The sequence below is a fragment of the Samsonia erythrinae genome (assembly GCF_004342665.1).
Lineage (GTDB): Bacteria > Pseudomonadota > Gammaproteobacteria > Enterobacterales > Enterobacteriaceae > Samsonia > Samsonia erythrinae.
In genome coordinates this window covers 103658-122516 of record NZ_SMBY01000007.1, presented here as the reverse complement: position 1 = coordinate 122516, position 18859 = coordinate 103658, and the positions used below count along the sequence as shown (strand labels likewise).

Annotated in this window: 14 protein-coding genes; 7 read left to right on the top strand and 7 right to left on the bottom strand. The window is 54.4% G+C overall.

The window, feature by feature from the left end:
* The first annotated feature begins 3 nt into the window (after positions 1-3).
* The 6 genes from ulaB to glpD all read left to right on the top strand — a co-directional run bounded on the left by ulaB (position 4) and on the right by glpD (position 4762).
* A complete protein-coding gene (ulaB, locus tag EDC54_RS12355) occupies positions 4-315 on the top strand; it encodes a PTS ascorbate transporter subunit IIB (protein WP_132456608.1) in 312 nt (103 codons plus the stop codon).
* A gap of 31 nt (positions 316-346) precedes the next feature.
* Positions 347-817, top strand: a complete 471-nt coding sequence (gene ulaC / locus EDC54_RS12350; RefSeq protein WP_132456606.1) for a PTS ascorbate transporter subunit IIA — start codon at positions 347-349, stop codon at positions 815-817.
* 11 nt (positions 818-828) lie between these two features.
* Complete coding sequence (locus EDC54_RS12345; RefSeq protein ID WP_132456604.1) at positions 829-1482, top strand: 3-keto-L-gulonate-6-phosphate decarboxylase UlaD; 654 nt, start codon at positions 829-831, stop codon at positions 1480-1482.
* 10 nt (positions 1483-1492) lie between these two features.
* Positions 1493-2353: an L-ribulose-5-phosphate 3-epimerase gene (locus tag EDC54_RS12340; RefSeq protein WP_132456602.1), complete on the top strand. Its 861-nt coding sequence runs from the start codon at positions 1493-1495 to the stop codon at positions 2351-2353.
* A gap of 8 nt (positions 2354-2361) precedes the next feature.
* Positions 2362-3048, top strand: a complete 687-nt coding sequence (locus EDC54_RS12335) for an L-ribulose-5-phosphate 4-epimerase (protein ID WP_132456866.1) — start codon at positions 2362-2364, stop codon at positions 3046-3048.
* 211 nt (positions 3049-3259) lie between these two features.
* The gene (gene glpD / locus EDC54_RS12330) at positions 3260-4762 is read left to right on the top strand and encodes a glycerol-3-phosphate dehydrogenase (protein WP_132456600.1); all 1503 of its coding nucleotides are present in this window, start codon (positions 3260-3262) and stop codon (positions 4760-4762) included.
* Positions 4763-4974: 212 nt separating this feature from the next.
* Here the strand turns inward: glpD and glgP are convergent, their stop codons facing one another.
* The 5 genes from glgP to glgB all read right to left on the bottom strand — a co-directional run bounded on the left by glgP (position 4975) and on the right by glgB (position 14430).
* Complete coding sequence (glgP, locus tag EDC54_RS12325) at positions 4975-7422, bottom strand: glycogen phosphorylase (RefSeq protein ID WP_132456598.1); 2448 nt, start codon at positions 7420-7422, stop codon at positions 4975-4977.
* Positions 7423-7497: 75 nt separating this feature from the next.
* The gene (gene glgA / locus EDC54_RS12320; RefSeq protein WP_132456596.1) at positions 7498-8937 is read right to left on the bottom strand and encodes a glycogen synthase GlgA; all 1440 of its coding nucleotides are present in this window, start codon (positions 8935-8937) and stop codon (positions 7498-7500) included.
* Positions 8938-8965: 28 nt separating this feature from the next.
* On the bottom strand, positions 8966-10243 hold the full coding sequence (gene glgC / locus EDC54_RS12315) for a glucose-1-phosphate adenylyltransferase (protein ID WP_132456594.1): 1278 nt from the start codon (positions 10241-10243) through the stop codon (positions 8966-8968).
* 32 nt (positions 10244-10275) lie between these two features.
* Complete coding sequence (gene glgX / locus EDC54_RS12310) at positions 10276-12252, bottom strand: glycogen debranching protein GlgX (RefSeq protein WP_132456592.1); 1977 nt, start codon at positions 12250-12252, stop codon at positions 10276-10278.
* Positions 12253-14430 (bottom strand): 1,4-alpha-glucan branching enzyme, encoded by a 2178-nt coding sequence (glgB, locus tag EDC54_RS12305; protein WP_132456590.1) that lies wholly within the window; start codon positions 14428-14430, stop codon positions 12253-12255.
* An 868-nt stretch (positions 14431-15298) separates the two neighbouring features.
* Between glgB and EDC54_RS12300 the strand changes: the two genes are divergently transcribed.
* Positions 15299-17020 carry a sensor histidine kinase gene (locus EDC54_RS12300; protein WP_132456588.1) on the top strand — a complete coding sequence of 574 codons (1722 nt, stop codon included), beginning with the start codon at positions 15299-15301 and terminating at the stop codon, positions 17018-17020.
* Between the two features lie 50 nt (positions 17021-17070).
* On the opposite strand, the gene EDC54_RS12295 is transcribed toward EDC54_RS12300, so the two are convergent.
* Together EDC54_RS12295 and EDC54_RS12290 are read right to left on the bottom strand one after the other, a co-directional pair.
* Positions 17071-18339 (bottom strand): type II toxin-antitoxin system HipA family toxin, encoded by a 1269-nt coding sequence (locus tag EDC54_RS12295; RefSeq protein ID WP_132456586.1) that lies wholly within the window; start codon positions 18337-18339, stop codon positions 17071-17073.
* Positions 18329-18649, bottom strand: coding sequence for a helix-turn-helix domain-containing protein (locus EDC54_RS12290; RefSeq protein ID WP_230514512.1), 321 nt, complete (start codon positions 18647-18649; stop codon positions 18329-18331). Before EDC54_RS12290 ends, EDC54_RS12295 begins: the two co-directional genes overlap by 11 nt.
* Between the last annotated feature and the right edge of the window lie 210 nt (positions 18650-18859).

Here is an 18859-nt window from a genome sequence, read left to right as displayed (position 1 = left end):
ATCATGACGGTACGAATTCTGGCGGTATGCGGCTGCGGACAAGGCAGCTCCATGATTATGAAAATGAAAGTCGGTCAATTTCTAACCGAGCAGGGAATCGATCATAGCCTGAATAGCTGCGCGGTGGGTGAATACAAGGCTGAGCTAAACAGCGCGGACATCATTATCGCCTCAACACACGTTGCCGATGAGATTACCGTCAGCGGCAATAAATATGTCGTCGGCGTGCGCAATATGCTCTCCGCCGCGGACTTCGGCCCCAAACTGCTGGCGGTGATCAAAACGCACTTTCCCGCAGATTTGAAACCGTCTTAACCCTTCTCCGTCACCGTGTAAGGAAGGCGATATGAAACTACGTGATTCACTGGCGGAAAACCATTCCATCCTTTTACAGGCCGAAGCCGATAGCTGGCAGGCGGCGGTAAAAATCGGCGTTGACCTACTGGTTGCCGCCGATGTCGTCGAGCCGCGTTACTACCAGGCGATTCTGGAGGGCGTGGAAAAATTCGGCCCCTACTTCGTTATCGCTCCCGGTTTGGCGATGCCGCATGGCCGCCCGGAGGAGGGGGTAAAACGCACCGGCTTTTCACTGGTCACGCTGAAAACGCCACTCGCTTTCAACCATGAAGACAACGACCCGGTAGACATCCTGATCACGATGGCAGCCGTCGACGCCACGACACATCAGGAGGTCGGCATTATGCAGATCGTGAATCTCTTCGAAGACGAGGACAATTTTGACCATTTGCGCGCCTGCCGCACCGAGCAGGATGTGTTGGATTTAATTGACCGCTCAACCACGGCAACCGCCGATTAAGGAGTTAATTAATGTCTCATTTACCCATGTTGCAGGTCGCGCTGGATAACCAGACGTTAGCCGACGCGTTCCAGACCACCCGCTTGATTGCCGAAGAAGTCGATATTATCGAGGTCGGCACCATCCTGTGTGTGGGAGAAGGCGTGCGCGCCGTGCGCGAGCTAAAAACGCTCTACCCGCATAAGATTGTGCTGGCTGATGCCAAAATTGCCGATGCGGGGAAAATTTTATCGCGGATGTGTTTTGCTGCGAGAGCGGATTGGGTCACGGTGATTTGCTGCGCGGATATTAATACCGCCGCTGGCGCGCTGGATGTTGCCCGTGAATTCAACGGCGATGTGCAAATCGAACTCACCGGTTTCTGGACGTGGGAACAGGCGCAGGCGTGGCGTGATATCGGTATTAAGCAAGTTGTTTATCATCGCAGCCGCGATGCGCAAGCGGCAGGTATTGCCTGGAGCGAGGCGGATATTAACGCTATCAAGCGCCTTGCCGAGATGGGGTTCAACGTCACCGTGACTGGGGGGCTGGCTCTGGAAGACCTTCCTTTATTCGCCGGTATTCCGATCCATGTTTTTATCGCGGGACGCAGCATTCGCGACGCATCCGACCCGGTAGAGGCCGCGCGCGAATTTAAACGTCGGATAGCGCAACTCTGGGGATAAGGGGAAGTTCATGCTCACGAAAGCCGTACCACTCGGTATTTACGAAAAAGCCTTGCCGCCGGGAGAAGACTGGCTGGCACGCCTGCAACAGACAAAAGCCCTGGGTTTTGACTTTGTCGAAATGTCGATAGATGAAACCGATAGCCGGCTGGCGCGGCTGGCGTGGAGCCGTGAACAGCGTCTGGAACTGGTCAACGCCATCGCTGTCAGCGGTGTTCGCGTGCCATCAATGTGCCTCAGCGCACACCGACGCTTTCCGCTAGGGTCGGAGGAGGATGACATTCGAAATCAGGGACTGTCGATCATGCAGAAAGCCATCCGATTGGCGCAGGATGTGGGCATCCGTGTGATCCAACTTGCCGGCTATGACGTCTACTACCAACAGGCAAATGAAACAACGCGCGCACGTTTTCGTCTCGGCTTACAGCAGGCGGTAGAGATGGCGAGCCGGGCACAGGTCACACTCGCGATGGAGATCATGGACTACCCGTTGATGAACTCCATCAGCAAAGCGCTCGGTTATGCCAGCTACCTGAATAACCCGTGGTTTCAACTCTATCCCGATATCGGCAACCTGTCCGCGTGGGATAACGACGTGCAAATGGAATTACGGGCGGGGAAAGGCCACATTGTGGCAGTACACGTCAAAGACACCAAACCGGGGGTATTTAAAAACGTGCCGTTCGGTACAGGCGTGGTCGATTTCACGCAATGTTTCACCACGCTCAGGGAGAGCGGCTATTGCGGCCCGTACCTGATTGAGATGTGGAGTGAAAGCGCAGAAGATCCTATTAAGGAAGTCACCGCCGCGCGCGACTGGGTCAGAACAAGAATGGCGCAGGCAGGGTTGCCCGTGGAGGAGACCGTATGAACGCATCGCTGAAATCGCTAAAACAGCAGGTGTTTACCGCCAACATGGCGCTGCCGCGACATGGTCTGGTGACCTACACGTGGGGCAACGTCAGCGCTATCGATCGCGAGCGCCAGTTAATCGTCATTAAACCCAGCGGCGTCGCCTATGACGAGATGCAGGCAGATGATATGGTCGTCGTGGACATGCTGGGGAATGCTGTCGAAGGACGATACCGTCCTTCATCAGATACTGCGACCCACCTTGCGCTTTACCAACGTTACCCGAAAATCGGCGGTATTGCGCATACCCATTCGACACATGCAACCGCGTGGGCTCAGGCGGGGCTATCCATTCCTGCGCTGGGAACGACGCACGCAGACTATTTCGCTGGCGACATCCTTTGTACTCGCCCACTCACGCCACAAGAAGTTGAACACGCCTATGAAGACAATACCGGTGTCGTGATCGCAGAAACAATTGCTGAAAATAATCCCTTACATACACCTGGGATCCTTGTGTATCAGCACGGTCCTTTTTGCTGGGGCAGGAACGCAACAGAAGCCGTACACAACGCTGTCGTTATGGAAGAAGTCGCAAAAATGGCGTGGATCGCCTGTTCCATCAACCCGCGTCTGCGCCTTATTGATCGCCATTTGATGGATAAACATTTCAGCCGAAAACATGGCCCTGACGCCTATTACGGCCAACGCTGACCCCTTTGGTAATGCGATATTCCTCCTCGCTGGAGGAATATCGCTTCCTCCACAATACCCCTTCTTTTAATGTGACAACTATCACCATATTGTTACCTCCATCACGCATAAATGTTTTTATTTGGTTAACCATTGGCTGATTTGTTTGTTTTCGATTATTATAATGCTCGAAAACGAACATTTTGCTTTATTCGAGGGTGGAGGAAGAAACGTGGAAACCAAAGATCTCATCGTTATCGGCGGCGGAATTAACGGTGCAGGCATCGCCGCAGATGCGGCTGGGCGAGGGCTATCAGTCCTGTTGTTGGAAGCGCAGGATCTTGCCTGTGCCACGTCCTCCGCCAGCTCCAAGCTGATTCATGGCGGCCTGCGTTACCTTGAGCACTACGAATTTCGCTTAGTCAGCGAGGCGCTGTCCGAGCGAGAAACGCTGCTGAAAATGGCGCCGCACATTATTTTCCCGATGCGCTTTCGTTTACCCCATCAGCCGCACCTGCGTCCGGCCTGGATGATCCGTATCGGCCTGTTCATGTACGACAACATTGGCAAACGTGTCAGCCTGCCCGCCAGTAAGGGACTGAAATTCGGCGCCGACTCCGTGCTTAAACCTGAACTGAAGCAGGGCTTTGAATATTCGGACTGCTGGGTAGACGATGCGCGTCTGGTGGTGTTAAACGCGCAGGAAGTGACAAAGCGCGGCGGCGACGTCCGTACTCGCACCAAAGTCACCCGCGCTCGTCGCGAACAAGGCGTGTGGATTGTGGATGCGGTGGACTCACTGACCGGCGAAACCTTCACCTGGCGCGCCAAAGGTCTGGTGAACGCCACTGGCCCGTGGGTGAAAGAATTCTTTGATGACGGTCTGCAACTGAAATCCCCTTACGGCATCCGTTTGATCAAAGGCAGCCACATCGTGGTGCCAAAAGTTCATAACCAGCCGCAGGCGTATATTCTGCAAAACAAAGATCACCGTATTGTGTTCGTGATCCCGTGGCAGGATGACTATTCGATCATCGGCACGACGGACGTGGAATACAAAGGCAACCCGCACGATGTGCAGATCGACGACAACGAAATCAGCTACCTGTTGGATGTGTATAACGACCACTTTAAACAGCAGCTAACACGTGACGACATCGTCTGGACCTACTCCGGCGTGCGTCCGCTGTGTGATGACGAGTCCGATTCTCCGCAGGCGATTACCCGTGATTACACGCTGTCGGTAGATGATGATAACGGTCAGGCTCCCCTGCTTTCCGTATTTGGCGGCAAGCTGACGACCTATCGGAAGCTGGCCGAGCACGCGCTGGATAAACTGCACAAATACTATCCGCAGGCGGGTAAAGCCTGGACCAAAGACGCGGTACTGCCGGGCGGTGATATCGCCGGCACGCGTGATGACTACGCCGCCGCGCTGCGTCGCCGCTTCAATCTGCCTGAATCACTGGCACGCCGCTACAGCCGCACCTACGGTTCAAACAGCGAACTAATCCTGACAAATGTGAATGGTATCAGCGATCTGGGTGAAGAATTTGGTCATGACCTGTATGAAGCGGAACTGCGCTATCTGGTTGAGAAAGAGTGGGCTGTCACGCTGGACGACGTCATCTGGCGTCGCACCAAGCTGGGTATGCGTCTCAATGAGGAACAGAAACACCGCATCAGCGACTGGTTAGACAACTACCGCCAACAGAGAATGGCGAACGCGGGTTAAAACAATGGGCGAGCCCCATGAAAGGGGCTCAACGCATCACTGGCGGGACGGTTAATTACACCCTAAGCAACAAGCCTGAGCACTTTGGGCAAACAGTGATAGAGTCGCGCGGAATCGGTGTGGCTCCTGCTACAGAGCCACACCGATTCCCACCACCCACGAAACCATCACCATGCCTCAATCGATATCCGTAATGATGAAGTTATTACCCATCACAACCGTATCGGTTTGATATTCCAGATATCTTCTGCATATTCGCCGATGGTGCGATCAGACGAGAAATAGCCCATGTTGGCGATATTCTGGATAGCGCAGCGCGCCCACTCGTCCTTGTTCAGATACAGCTCATCAACCCGATCCTGCGTATCCACATAGCTACGATAGTCTGCCAGCAACTGGTAGTAATCGCCAAAATTCACCAGTGAATCAAACAGATCGCTATAACGTTGGCTATCATCGGGGCTGAAGGCTCCCGTGGTAATTTGCGTCAGCACCCGGCGCAACTCTTCGTCCTGATCGTAATATTGCCGTGGGTTATACCCGTTCTTCCGCAGCGCGTCGACCTGTTCGGCCGTATTGCCGAAGATGAACATATTCTCTTCGCCAATGTGCTCCAGCATTTCGACATTCGCCCCGTCCAGCGTGCCGATCGTCAACGCGCCATTGAGTGCAAATTTCATATTACTGGTGCCGGAGGCTTCCGTACCCGCCAGAGAGATCTGCTCGGAAAGATCCGCCGCCGGAATGATGAGCTGTGCCAGACTCACGCTATAGTTCGGAATGAAGACCACTTTCAGCCGATCGTGCAATGCCGCATCGTTGTTGATCACTTTCGCGACGTCGTTGATCAAGTTAATGATGTGCTTCGCCATGTAATAGGCCGATGCCGCCTTGCCCGCAAAGATGGCAACGCGCGGCACGCGTTCAATCTCCGGGTCATCTTTAAGCCGATTATAGAGCGTGATGATGTGCAACACATTCAGCAGTTGCCGTTTGTATTCGTGAATACGTTTAATCTGCACATCAAACAGCGATTCCGGATTCACCACGATATTCAAATTTTCCGCGATGTAGTTCGCTAAACGCACTTTGTTCTTTAACTTCACTTTGCGGATTTTCTGCACAAATGTCGGATAGTCGATATGCTGCTTCAGCTCGCTCAACTGGCTCAGGTCGGTACGCCAGGTCTGCCCTATCGTGTCATCCAACAGTTTTGAAAGCGGCGGGTTGGCCAACGCCAGCCAGCGTCGCGGCGTCACGCCGTTGGTTTTGTTGCAGAACCGATTGGGAAAGAGGCGGGCAAAGTCGGCAAACAGGGACTGCACCATCAGATCCGAATGCAGCTCCGAGACGCCGTTGACCTTATGGCTGGCGATAACGGCTAACCATGCCATCCGAACCTTGCGCCCGTTGTTTTCATCAATAATGGAAACACGCGCCAGCAGATCGTTGTCATCAGGCACTTCTTTCTGTACGTACTCCAGAAAATGTTCGTTAATCTCGAAAATTAATTGCAGATGGCGCGGCAGGATTTTGCCGAGCATATCGACGGGCCAGGTTTCCAGCGCTTCCTGCATCAGCGTATGGTTGGTGTAAGAGAAGACTTTTTTCACTACCGTCCACGCATCTATCCACGTGAATTTGTGCTCATCGATCAACAAACGCATCAACTCAGGGATCGCCAGCACCGGGTGGGTGTCGTTCAGGTGGATGGCAAATTTCTCCGCCAGATTATCGTATGTCTTATGCATCATCCAGTGGCGGTTCAGAATATCCTGTACCGTGGCGGACACCAGAAAATACTCCTGACGCAGACGCAGTTCACGCCCGGAATAGGTGGAATCATCAGGATACAGAACTCGCGACACGTTTTCCGAGTGGTTCTTATCCTCTACCGCCGCAAAATAGTCGCCCTGATTGAATTTACCCAGATTGATTTCGTTACTGGCCTGCGCGCCCCATAGACGTAGCGTATTGGTGGCGTCCGTGTCAAAACCGGGGATAATTTGGTCATAGGCGCACGCAATAACCTCTTCCGTTTCCAGCCAGCGGACTTTGCTGCCTTCCTGCTGGATACGCCCGCCAAAGCGCACTTTATAGCGCGTACTGTGACGCGGGAATTCCCATGCATTACCGTATTCCAACCAGTAGTCCGGTGATTCCGCCTGCTTGCCGTTCACAATGTTCTGTTTGAACATGCCATATTCATAGCGGATCCCGTAGCCGCGTCCCGGCAACCCCATCGTCGCCAGTGAATCCAGGAAGCAGGCTGCCAGCCGTCCAAGCCCACCGTTACCCAGACCAGGGTCGTTTTCTTCCTGTAACAGATCGTCCAGCTCCAACCCCATGTCGTCCAGCGCGGCCTTCAGGTCTTCATACAACCCCAGCGCCAGCAGCGCGTTAGACAACGTCCGCCCCAGCAGGAATTCCATAGACAGGTAATATACCTGTCGTACATCCTGCGAAAGCTGGGCCCGGTTCGAACGCAGCCAGCGTTCTACCATCCGGTCGCGCACGGCCAGCAGGGTGGCGTTCAACCAATCATGCTTACTCGCAATCGAGGGATCTTTCCCCACGGCAAACATCAGCTTGTAAGCAATAGAGTGTTTCAGCGCTTCCACACTGAGCGTTGGCGAAGTATAGATAAACGGCGAGTTCATAATATTCATTCCCAAGTGAGTGTTCTCATACCCTGTCGTTTTCAGATTGCACGCGGATGACGCGCAGCCAGAAAGCTAGGAGGTATACAAGCGTTGATAGAGCGCACCATAAGCCTGAGCAGAGACCTGCCAACCAAAATCCATCGCCATCGCCTGACGCTGTACATAGCGCCATAGCGTTGGCCGGGACCACAACACAAAGGCACGGCGAATAGCCCGGGATAGCGATCCCACGCTACAGTCGTTAAAAACAAATCCACTTGCCAGACCATCCGCCAGATTTTCCAGCGAACAGTCTGCCACCGTATCCGCCAACCCGCCGGTACGACGCACCAGCGGCAACGTGCCGTATTTCAACCCATAGAGTTGCGTCAACCCGCAGGGCTCAAACCGGCTGGGCACCATGATGACATCCGCCCCGCCGATAATGCGGTGTGAAAACGCCTCGTGATAACCAATCTGCACCCCAACCTGCCCATGATATTGCGCCGCGGCCGCCAGAAACCCTTCCTGTAAATCGGCATCTCCCGCGCCCAAGACCACCAGCTGTCCCCCCTGCTCCAACAGATCTGGCACCACGCTTAACGCGATATCGAGCCCTTTCTGGCTGGTCAGGCGGCTGACGATAGCGAAAACCAGCGCCTTGTCGTCCACCTTCAGCCCCATCGCCGTTTGCAGATAACGCTTGTTTTCCGCTTTTTTCGCCAGATCATCACGGCTGTAATGTTGGGTGAGCAAAGGATCGTGTTCAGGACTCCAAATCGCGTCGTCTACGCCATTGAGGATGCCGGACAGCCGTCCTTCCTCTTCACGCGTCTTCAACAAACCTTCCATCCCGTAACCATAGGCGGGCAGCGTAATCTCATGCGCGTAGGTCGGACTTACCGTCGTGATATGGTCAGCATAGTACAAGCCCGCTTTGAGGTAGGAGATTTGGCCGTAAAACTCCAGCCCGTAAACCTGAAAGAAATCCCCCGGCAGTTGGAGATCCGCCATATGACGGGCATTAAACAGCCCTTGATAAGCTAAATTGTGAACGGTGAACACCGACTTTGCCGGACGGTGACGCGCCGCCAGATAGGCACAGGTCAATCCTGCATGCCAATCATGGGCATGAACAATATCGGGCCGCCAGTAGTGATCCAGACCGCACGCCATTTCACACCCCATCCACCCCAGCAGCGCAAACCGCAGGTAGTTATCGGCATAGGCATAACGCGCCGGATCGTGATAAGGGCTACCCGTGCGTTCATATAATTCAGGCACATCGATCAGATAAATACCGATCCCGTTGAAATGCCCGAACAGCAAGGTAACACGCCCGGCGAACGTATCCAGCTCACGCACAACCTGTACGTTGGCAATTCCCTTTTTCAGATCGGGGAAGGCAGGCAAAATGACGCGAACATCCATCCCCGCAGCAGTCTGCGCACCGGGCAACGCGCCAACCACATCCGCAAGCCCTCCGGTTTTCAACAGTGGAAACAGCTCTGAACAAACATGTAAGACCCGCATTATTACTCCCATTGTGTTCCGATGGCGTTTACAGATTTTCCAACATGGCCCGCGTGACCAGCACGATACCGTCTTCTGAACGATAAAAGCGGCGGCTATCCTCTTCTGCGTTTTCACCAATCACCATGCCTTCCGGCAGTTGGCAGGCGCGGTCAATGACGCAACGGCGCAGACGACACGAGCGCCCGACGTTGACATCCGGCAGAATGACCGTCGAATCTATGTTGCAAAACGAATTCACCCGCACGCGCGGGAAGAGCACGGAATGCGTGACAACGGATCCGGAAACGATGCAGCCACCAGAGACCAGCGAATTCATCGTCATACCGTGGCTGCCGGAGCGATCCTGGACAAATTTGGCCGGCGGCAGCGATTCCATTGCGGAACGAATGGGCCAATCCTGATCGTAAACATCCAGTTGTGGTGTGACGGAGGCCAGATCGAGATTGGCGCGCCAGTAGGCTTCCAGCGTGCCGACATCCCGCCAGTAGTGGTGTTCATCTCCGCCTGACGTGACGCACGACAGGTTGAAAGGGTGTGCCCAAGCCTGCCGCTGCGCGACCACATTGGGGATCAAATCCTGACCAAAATCATGGCTGGACGTTGGCGCGTTGCGATCGGCTTCCAGTAACTGATAAAGATAGTCAGCGTTAAAAATGTAAATTCCCATGCTCGCGAGCGCCATATCCGGGCAATCCGGCATGGGCGTCGGGTTCGCCGGCTTTTCGGCGAAATCCAGGATGCGATGCTGTTTGTCCACGCTCATTACGCCAAAGGCGTGGGCCTCCTCCAGCGCCACAGGAAGGCAAGCGACCGTACATTCCGCCCCCTTCTCCACGTGGTCAATGAGCATGCGCGAGTAGTCCATTTTGTAGATGTGATCACCGGCGAGGATCACCACATACTCCGCGCGGTAGCGCCGAATAATATCGAGATTCTGATAGATGGCGTCCGCCGTTCCCCGATACCAGTGATCGGTAACATGCCGCTGCTGTGCGGGAAGTAAATCAACAAACTCGTTCATCTCGGCATTAAGAAACGACCAGCCGCGCTGAATGTGCTGCACCAGCGTATGCGACTGGTACTGCGTGATCACACCAATGCGACGAATGCCGGAGTTCAGACAGTTAGAGAGCGCGAAATCGATAATGCGAAATTTGCCGCCAAAGTGGACTGCGGGCTTAGCGCGCAAAGCCGTCAGCCCTTTCAACCGCGTTCCGCGGCCTCCCGCCAGAATTAACGCAACGGATTTCAAAGGGAGCTGCCGTGCCAACATCAGAGGGTCATGCTTATCGTTATTCACCATAGCTATCTCCTGATTCTTCTTATGGCGTGCGCTTAGGTCGCTTGTTTTACCAAAACGCACGCGGCCTGAGCCTGACCGTGCCACATTCCAGCGTCGGGGCAGTTCATCTCATCAAACGGTGGTGAAACCTGCCAATGGCCCTCTGGCAGCGTGAACACGCCGGTATCCAGGCTGGCGTTAATCAGCAATAGCCAGCGGCCGGAAAGCAGAATCTGTAGCTGATGCGCCCCCTGCTCCCACTGCTGCGGCGTCAGCGGTTGTCCTTCGCGGCTCAGCCACTGCACCGCGCCGTCCCCTTCCTGCCACCACGTTGCCTGCTGAAGTGCCGGGATCGCACGGCGCAGCGCGACCAACCCGGCGACGAACTCGCGCAGTTCCCGGTTGGCTTGCTCCCAGTTCAACCAGGTTAATGCGTTGTCCTGACAGTAGGCGTTGTTGTTACCCTGCTGGCTGTGGCCCAGCTCATCGCCCGCCAGCAGCATCGGCGTTCCCTGCGACAAAATGAGCGTCGTCAGCAGCGCTTTCTGACTGGCAAGCCTGCGCCGGAGGATGGCGTCATCGGCCTCCAGCCCTTCCGTACCGTGGTTATTGCTGAAATTGCTGTTCGTTCCGTCGCGGTTGTCTTCGCCATTGGCGTCGTTATGTTTATGGTTGAAACTGACCAGATCGCGCAGCGTGAAGCCGTCATGCGCCGTCAGCTTATTGACGGAGGCGTAAGGAAAGCGGCCATTCTGCTGAAAAATGTCGCTGGACGCGGCGAAGCGGCGGGCAAACGCGCCAAGAGAAATGTCGCCATGCAGCCAAAAACGGCGCATATCGTCACGATAGCGGTCGCTCCATTCGGCGAACGGCGCGGGGAACTGACCCAGTTGATAACCGCCATACCCGATGTCCCACGGTTCGGCAATCAGCTTGCAACCCTGTAAACGGCTATCGTTTTTCATGGCGGACAGCAGCGGCGCGGAAGCGGTAAAATCCGGGGTACGCCCCAGCACCGTCGCCAAATCGAAGCGGAAACCGTCGACGTGGCAGACCTCGCGCCAGAAGCGCAGGCAGTCCATGACCCAATCAATGACCGCCGGATGGTTCAGGCGCAGCACATTGCCGCAGCCGGTCCAGTTATGGTACTCGCCGTTTTCATTCAGCCAGTAATAGCTGCGGTTATCGATGCCGCGCTGGCACAGCGTGGGGCCCTCGACGTCCAGCTCGGCGCTGTGGTTGAACACCACATCCAGAATGACCTCGATCCCCGCGCGATGCAGCGCTTTCACCGCATCGCGGAATTCATTCAGCGCGTCGTCACTCGTGGCCAAACCGTTATCCACGGCGAACGGCAGCAGCACGTTATATCCCCAGTAGTTACGCAGTCCCCGTTGCTGAAGTCGCGGCTCATCGGCATGCTGCTGTACCGGCAGCAGTTCCAGCGCCGTGATGCCCAGCGAAGTCAAATAGTCAATCATCACCGGGTGCCCCAGCGCCGCGTAGCTCCCGCGAATGTCTTCGGGAATATCGGAGTGCCGTTGCGTCAGCCCACGCACGTGCGCTTCGTAGATCACCGTCTGCTGCCAGGGGGTGTTCGGGTGGCGATCGTCCTGCCAGTCGTAGTCCTCCGCCGTGACGACACACTTCGCCATGATGTCAGCGCTGTCGCGCTCGTCCCGCCGATCGATGCCGCCTTGCAGACAGTCATCATCCACGACCCAGCCATCCAACTGGCGCGCGCAGGGATCGAGCAGCAACTTATGCGGGTTAAAGCGTAAACCTTGCGACGGCTCAAACGGCCCATCGACCCGAAAGCCGTAACGTAGCCCCGGTTGCGCATCGGGAAGATAGCCATGCCAGATATCACCGCTGCGCGCGGTGAGCGCGATCCGTTGTTCCTGCTGGCGCGCATCAAAAATACACAGTTCCACCCGTTCGGCCTCCGCCGAAAACAGGGCGAAATTCACGCCGTTGCCGTCAAAGCTCGCGCCCAGCGGGCTCGGTTTCCCCCTCTTCAATGCCGCCATTTACGCCTCCTTTACCAGATACAGCGTGGCAAGCGGCGGTAGGGTCAGAACAAGTGAATGCTGGCGCTGATGGCTGCCCCATTCCTCGCTGTAAACCGTCCCGATATTGCCCAGATTGCTGCCGTTGTAGTAACCAGAATCCGTGTTGATGATTTCCCGCCAACCGCCGGGCTGGTTGATGCCGAGACGATAGCCATAGCGGGGAACCGGCGTGAAGTTGCTCACCACCAGTAATTCGTTGCCCTGTTCATCGCGGCGCACAAACGCGAAGACCGAATTTTCCCGGTCGTCGACCACCAGCCATTCAAACCCCTGCGGCTGAAAATCCAACTGATACAGCGGCGGCTGCTGTTGGTAACAATGGTTAAGATCGCGCACCAGCGTCTGTACGCCGCGGTGCCAGCCTTCCGGTTCATCCAACAGGTGCCAGTCCAGACTGGCATCGTGGTTCCATTCACGCCCTTGCGCAAACTCACCGCCCATAAACAGCAACTTCTTGCCGGGATAAGCCCACATAAAGCCGTAATACGCGCGTAAATTGGCAAACTTCTGCCAGATATCGCCGGGCATGCGATCCAGCAACGAGCGCTTGCCGTGCACCACTTCATCGTGAGAGAGCGGCAGGACAAAATTCTCGCTATAGGCATACAGCATGCCGAATGTCAGCAGGTCATGATGGTATTTGCGGTGAACCGGATCGTGCTGCATGTAGGCCAGCGTGTCGTGCATCCAGCCCATATTCCACTTGTAGTGAAACCCTAAACCGTTACAGTCGGGCGGCAGCGTAACGCCCGGATAGTCGGTGGACTCTTCCGCCAGCGTGATCGCCCCGGGCGCGGCATGCCCCAGCATCTGGTTGGTGTAACGCAGGAAAGCGATGGCTTCGAGATTCTCTTTACCGCCGTAGTGATTCGGCACCCATTGCCCTTCACTGCGGCTATAGTCGCGATAAATCATGGAGGCCACGGCATCGACCCGCAGCCCGTCAATGCCATAACGTTCCATCCAGAACAGCGCGTTGCCGGCCAGATAGTTGCGCACCTCATGGCGGCCATAGTTATAAATCAGCGTATTCCAGTCCTGATGATAACCTTCACGCGGATCGGCGTACTCATACAGCGCGGTGCCGTCAAACTGCGCCAGACCGTATTCGTCGCTGGGGAAATGTCCCGGCACCCAGTCCAGCAGAACATTGATGCCCGCCTCATGGAACGCATCAACAAATGCCCTGAACTCCGCTGCCGTACCGAAACGGCGCGTTGGCGCATACAGCCCCAACGGCTGATAGCCCCAGCTACCGTCAAACGGGTGTTCGTTAACCGGCATCAGCTCAATGTGCGTGAACCCCATATACTTCACATAATCAATCAGTTGATTCGCCAGTTCCTGATAGCTCAGCCAGAAATTGTTATCCGTATGCCGCCGCCAGGAACCGAGGTGAACTTCATAAATGGCGATCGGCGCACGCAGGTCATTGGCCCCACGCCGGGCGTCGCTGGGCGGGACTTTCCCAGGCAGCGGTGTGATCAGCGATGCGGTATCCGGACGCATCTGCGCCTCAAACGCATAAGGATCGGCCTTCAACCGAATGCTGCCTTGACGGTCAATCATTTCATATTTATAGAGTTGCCCTGCCTGTACGCCGGGTAAAAACAGCTCCCAGATGCCGTTTTCCTTACGCAACCGCATCGGGTGCCGCCGGCCATCCCAGAAATTGAACTGGCCCACCACCGAAACCCGTTGCGCATTCGGCGCCCAAACGGCAAAGCGCGTGCCTTCTATCCCGTCCAGCGTTTCCAGATGCGCGCCCAGCCGTTCATAAGGGCGCAGATGAGTGCCTTCCGCCAGCAGCCAAACATCCATCTCCTGCAAGAGCGGTCCAAAGCGGTAAGGATCTTCAACCACCCCGGAGTCTTCATGCCAGGTCACCGCCAATTGATAACGGAAGGCATTTTTTCGGCGCGGCACTACGCTGTAAAAAAAACCCCGTTCATCAATGCGTTCCAACTCAACCACTCTGCGCCCGTTTCTGGCGTCAAGCACCCATACCGACTGCGCATCCGGCAGCAACGCCCGGACTTCAAGACCGTTGGAAGTGTGATGCATACCTAACAGCGAAAACGGATCGGCAAAATGCCCGGAAATAAGTGAATTAATCGCATCAGATAAGGCAGACATGGTATCCATCCTCTGATTAACCATTTGAATTAAATAAATAAGTTATATAAAAACGCCTGATGCCGTATTTATATTCTTTCATGATTTATTTCCGATAAAGACCAATAAAAATAATCAGTTATTAGTTTGCTAACGAATAGCACTAATAGATAAAAATAATGAATACAATGAAAGAGTTCTTGAACCCGTCGCCTGAATTCCTCTTCAATTTAGCGTAGTCAAAGAACGAAGGAATATCCGAGAATAAGTTCACTTTTTCCGATGATATTTATATGAATAAGTGATGACACGGTATAATCCGCATCTTTTGTTTAAAAAATCGATTCGCCATAATAAAAAGCCGCCGCGTTCTTATCATTTTTATCCCGTTTTCGACAGAGAAACGGCTTACACAAACCGCTCATCCCGTTACGCGTACTCGCCACCAGACAACGGTTAGCCCCGCCTTTCGCCCTGATTCGGCACCACGATAGTTGGTTACGCGAACGGTTAATCAAATAGACGTGGAATATCGTTTTCCACGGATATTCCACAAGGAAAAAAACGGAGATAAAACAATATATTCTGCCGCATCAGACAGGATAAAATTGTATAACAATAATCAATATTTGATGTTCTACGTGTGATAGTGAATTGATATTCTGAAGGTTTGACATATTTTATTGAAAATGAACGAGGTGAATACCACGCCTTCCTACTTAATTCACGCCGGTAATAAAGATTGAGGTAACACCGCATTCACCGCTAGCGCTCCTATGCGTAAATCAACGATGCCAGCCGCTCATAGAAAATAAAATCCTTGCCGGCGTGAAGTCGGTGGGGGAAAAGCAGTACAATTTAGCGGATTTTGTCTGATGAGATTCCGCCCATGATGGTTAGCCAGGTTGATCTGATTCTTTCTCTATTACAGCAGATGTGCGTTTATCTGGTGATCGCCTATCTGCTTAGTAAGACACCGCTGTTTATTCCGCTCATGCAGGTGACCATCCGTCTGCCGCACAAGCTGGTCTGCTATCTGGTCTTTTCCGTATTCTGCATTATGGGAACCTACTTCGGCCTGCACATCGATGACTCCATTGCCAACACCCGCGCGACGGGCGCAGTGTTGGGCGGCATGCTGGGCGGTCCTTCCGTCGGCTTCCTCGTCGGGCTGACGGGCGGACTGCACCGCTATTCGATGGGCGGCATGACGGCGTTAGCCTGTATGCTGTCAACCATTGCCGAAGGCTTGATCGGCGGACTACTGCACCGCTATCTGGCACGTCGTAACCGCATCGACCTGCTGTTCCAGCCCGTTGTCGTCGGCCTGACCGCGCTGGTCGCGGAATGTTTGCAAATGGCGATCATCCTGCTGGTCGCCCGTCCGTTTGATAACGCGGTCGAACTGGTACAAGACATCGCCCTGCCGATGATGATCACGAACACCATCGGCTCCGCCATGTTTATGCGCATTCTGCTCGACCGGCGCGCCATTTTTGAAAAATACACCTCCGCGTTTTCCGCCAAGGCGCTGCAAATCGCCGCCCGCGCTGAAGGGGCGCTGCGTCAGGGGTTTAACCCGCAAAACAGTATGCGCGTTGCCCGTATCCTGTATGAAGAACTGGGCGTAGGCGCGGTAGCGATAACCGATCGCGACAAGCTGCTGGCCTTCATCGGGCTGGGGGATGATCACCACATTGTCGGCGCGCCCATCACCTCATCACATACGCACCGGGCGATTGACAAGAATCAGGTCGTATACGCCGACGGCAACGAAGTGTCTTACACCTGCTCGATTTCATCGCAGTGTAAGCTGGGTTCCACGCTGGTCATTCCACTGCGCGGCGAAGATCAGCGTGTTGTCGGCACCATCAAGCTGTATGAACCCAAGAATAAGCTGTTTTCCAGCATCAACCGCACGCTGGGAGAAGGGATCGCTCACCTGCTTTCGGCACAGATACTGACGGGCCGTTTTGAACAACAGAAGCAGTTGCTGGCACAGTCGGAAATCAAACTGTTACACGCACAGGTCAATCCGCATTTTCTCTTCAACGCGCTGAATACGCTGTCCGCCGTCATACGCCGTAACCCCGACCACGCCCGACAGTTAGTGCTGTCGCTGTCGACGTTTTTCCGTAAAAACCTTAAGCGCAGCAACGATGAAGTGTCGCTCAATGACGAGATGGAACACGTGAACGCCTATCTTGAAATCGAAAAAGCGCGCTTTGCCGACCATCTGACGGTAGAAATCTCGCTACCGGAAGCATTGCGGGAGGCACGGTTACCGGCATTCTCCCTGCAACCGATTGTTGAAAATGCGATTAAACACGGCACCTCGCAAATGATTGAAAACGGACACATCCATATCAGCGGGCGCCTGCATGCCAATACGCTGGAACTAACGGTAGAGGATAATGCCGGCACTTATCAGCCTCGCAGCGGCGGCGATGGACTCGGCATGAACTTGGTCGACCGCCGCATCAAGGCGCGCTACGGTAACCGCTATGGCATCACAGTGGTCAGCGAAGCAGGCCAATTCACCCGCGTCGAAGTCCGCGTCCCGCTGATCTCCCCCCGTCGGGCGCTGGCGCAGTTGGATAGCGTGGCATGATAAAGGCGTCGCAGATGACACACCGCATAAATCTGCGATACGCCGTAAACTTATCGTTTCTGTAAGCCACGAATATTTTCGTTGATCCGCGTCTGGATAATACGGAGCGTATCCCGGGTGATGCAGCCTGGGAACAGATCGACGGCTTTGTTCGTGAAGCCGGCAGCGACCTCGGCGTATTTCTCTATCATGAGATCCACCTGTGACGACGTCAGATCTGCTTCCTGCACGCCAAGCCGATGAAGCTGCTCACGAGAAATGTCTAAAGCTTCTCCCATCACATCCATTTGATGATATCCCCCTGGCCCTTCACAATAGGTGACATCATAGGCTGGCGCCAACCGCCACTTCCCGGACGATGACATGATATAAGCAAAATTCTTCGGATGATCGTCTCGATTATTGAAAATAACGTTGAAGACAACCCGCTCAAATGCCAGAGTTTTTTCCCTTACATCATTGGTACATAGCTGAGTTGCGCGCAGAAAATTAGCGTAGTCCAAGGAACCGGGGCTCTGGTAATTTGCCCCAGTGAAAGCAGCCAGACTTTGCATCGGAATACGCAAATCGTTTTGTCGATCAAATCGCCGACTGGCAAAAGCCGCCTGCCCGTTTGGCAACTCGAAATAGTCGGTGTCTGGCGTGGAGATATGACATTCTCTCAGACATTGCGCATAGACGGCCTCTATAGCACAAACTTCCGGATGTTCGTGTCTGGCTGGAAACTTAAACAACCAGGCATCCAGACCGGAGGTCGCCGCTGTCGTGAAAGTGCGAGAGCCTGGAGCACAGTACAGCAGCGCTTTGGGCCTCGCGCCCTGGGGCGATCCTCCCATCTGCAATAGCCGTTGCAAAAATACGCCCCCTTCACCATCAAGCACTTCCTGAACTTCTGAGGACAATTGGGCGAGCGGAATATCCTCCGTTACCGTGGCGAACTCGGGCTGAGCAGGTTCGAACGACATCGCTCCCATCGCGTTGCTGCCGATATAGGTCAGCCGTTCCAACGGACCGATACGCGCAGCATTAAGGCCACGGAGCCTGAACAGGCGATCCATCAGTAACATGCCCCAACCGTCAGGAAGCGAGTCATAAACAGGCCCCGGCAGGCTCAGTTGATGCGAGGGGAAATCCCGGAACAGTCTGGGGCCACGCAAAGGTAATCTCAGGGATGACAGCTCCAGTCCACGACGAATGGCCTCCTCACTGTACTCGAACATGATCAGCGGACGACCGGTTAACACAGTAGAAGAAACCAATGTTCCCCATTGCCAGCAATCTCCCCAGCCCTCGTAGTAAATATCAACTTTACTCACCATCGCTGGAACTCCTTTTGATGCGCTGGCGGGTGGCGTTTTTTTCGTAACGAAGCAAGTCATCGAGGCTGTCTATCTTAGGCATAAACAGCGCCGCCAATTCACTACCACGCCCAAGAACCATCGCGACTCTAACCAGAGTACCAACCCCAACATTACGCCCAGATTCCAGGTTGGATACGGTGTTAACGCCAATCCCGGAACGAGCCGCAACGTCTGCCTGCGTCATCTGCTGTGACAGCCGCTCCTTGCGCAGTCGCTCACAAAGCAATTTGACAACCTCATCAGGCTTCTTCATGGATAAATCCATCATATTGTGAGTTATCTCATAAAAATGCACTTAATACCCAATATTATAGATTTATTTATTATCGCCAGACAGCGACGGGGCGTTAATTTCATCAAAAAATACGATACCGGATTATCCAGAATCGAGATAGGGCGGAAAGCGTCAATGAGGCGCATTGCCGAAGAGGTCACTCACAGCGGGCGTTCGAACTTAGAAACAGGCGCAACACCCACC

Bases quoted from the DNA above. Each gene is read 5' to 3' on its own strand.
- ulaB (WP_132456608.1), top strand. From the start codon at position 4: ATGACGGTACGAATTCTGGCGGTATGCGGCTGCGGACAAGGCAGCTCC.
- ulaC (WP_132456606.1), top strand. From the start codon at position 347: ATGAAACTACGTGATTCACTGGCGGAAAACCATTCCATCCTTTTACAG.
- EDC54_RS12345 (WP_132456604.1), top strand. From the start codon at position 829: ATGTCTCATTTACCCATGTTGCAGGTCGCGCTGGATAACCAGACGTTA.
- EDC54_RS12340 (WP_132456602.1), top strand. From the start codon at position 1,493: ATGCTCACGAAAGCCGTACCACTCGGTATTTACGAAAAAGCCTTGCCG.
- glgP (WP_132456598.1), bottom strand. From the start codon at position 7,422: ATGAACTCGCCGTTTATCTATACTTCGCCAACGCTCAGTGTGGAAGCG.
- glgA (WP_132456596.1), bottom strand. From the start codon at position 8,937: ATGCGGGTCTTACATGTTTGTTCAGAGCTGTTTCCACTGTTGAAAACC.
- glgC (WP_132456594.1), bottom strand. From the start codon at position 10,243: ATGGTGAATAACGATAAGCATGACCCTCTGATGTTGGCACGGCAGCTC.
- glgX (WP_132456592.1), bottom strand. From the start codon at position 12,252: ATGGCGGCATTGAAGAGGGGGAAACCGAGCCCGCTGGGCGCGAGCTTT.
- glgB (WP_132456590.1), bottom strand. From the start codon at position 14,430: ATGTCTGCCTTATCTGATGCGATTAATTCACTTATTTCCGGGCATTTT.
- EDC54_RS12300 (WP_132456588.1), top strand. From the start codon at position 15,299: ATGATGGTTAGCCAGGTTGATCTGATTCTTTCTCTATTACAGCAGATG.
- EDC54_RS12295 (WP_132456586.1), bottom strand. From the start codon at position 18,339: ATGGTGAGTAAAGTTGATATTTACTACGAGGGCTGGGGAGATTGCTGG.
- EDC54_RS12290 (WP_230514512.1), bottom strand. From the start codon at position 18,649: ATGATGGATTTATCCATGAAGAAGCCTGATGAGGTTGTCAAATTGCTT.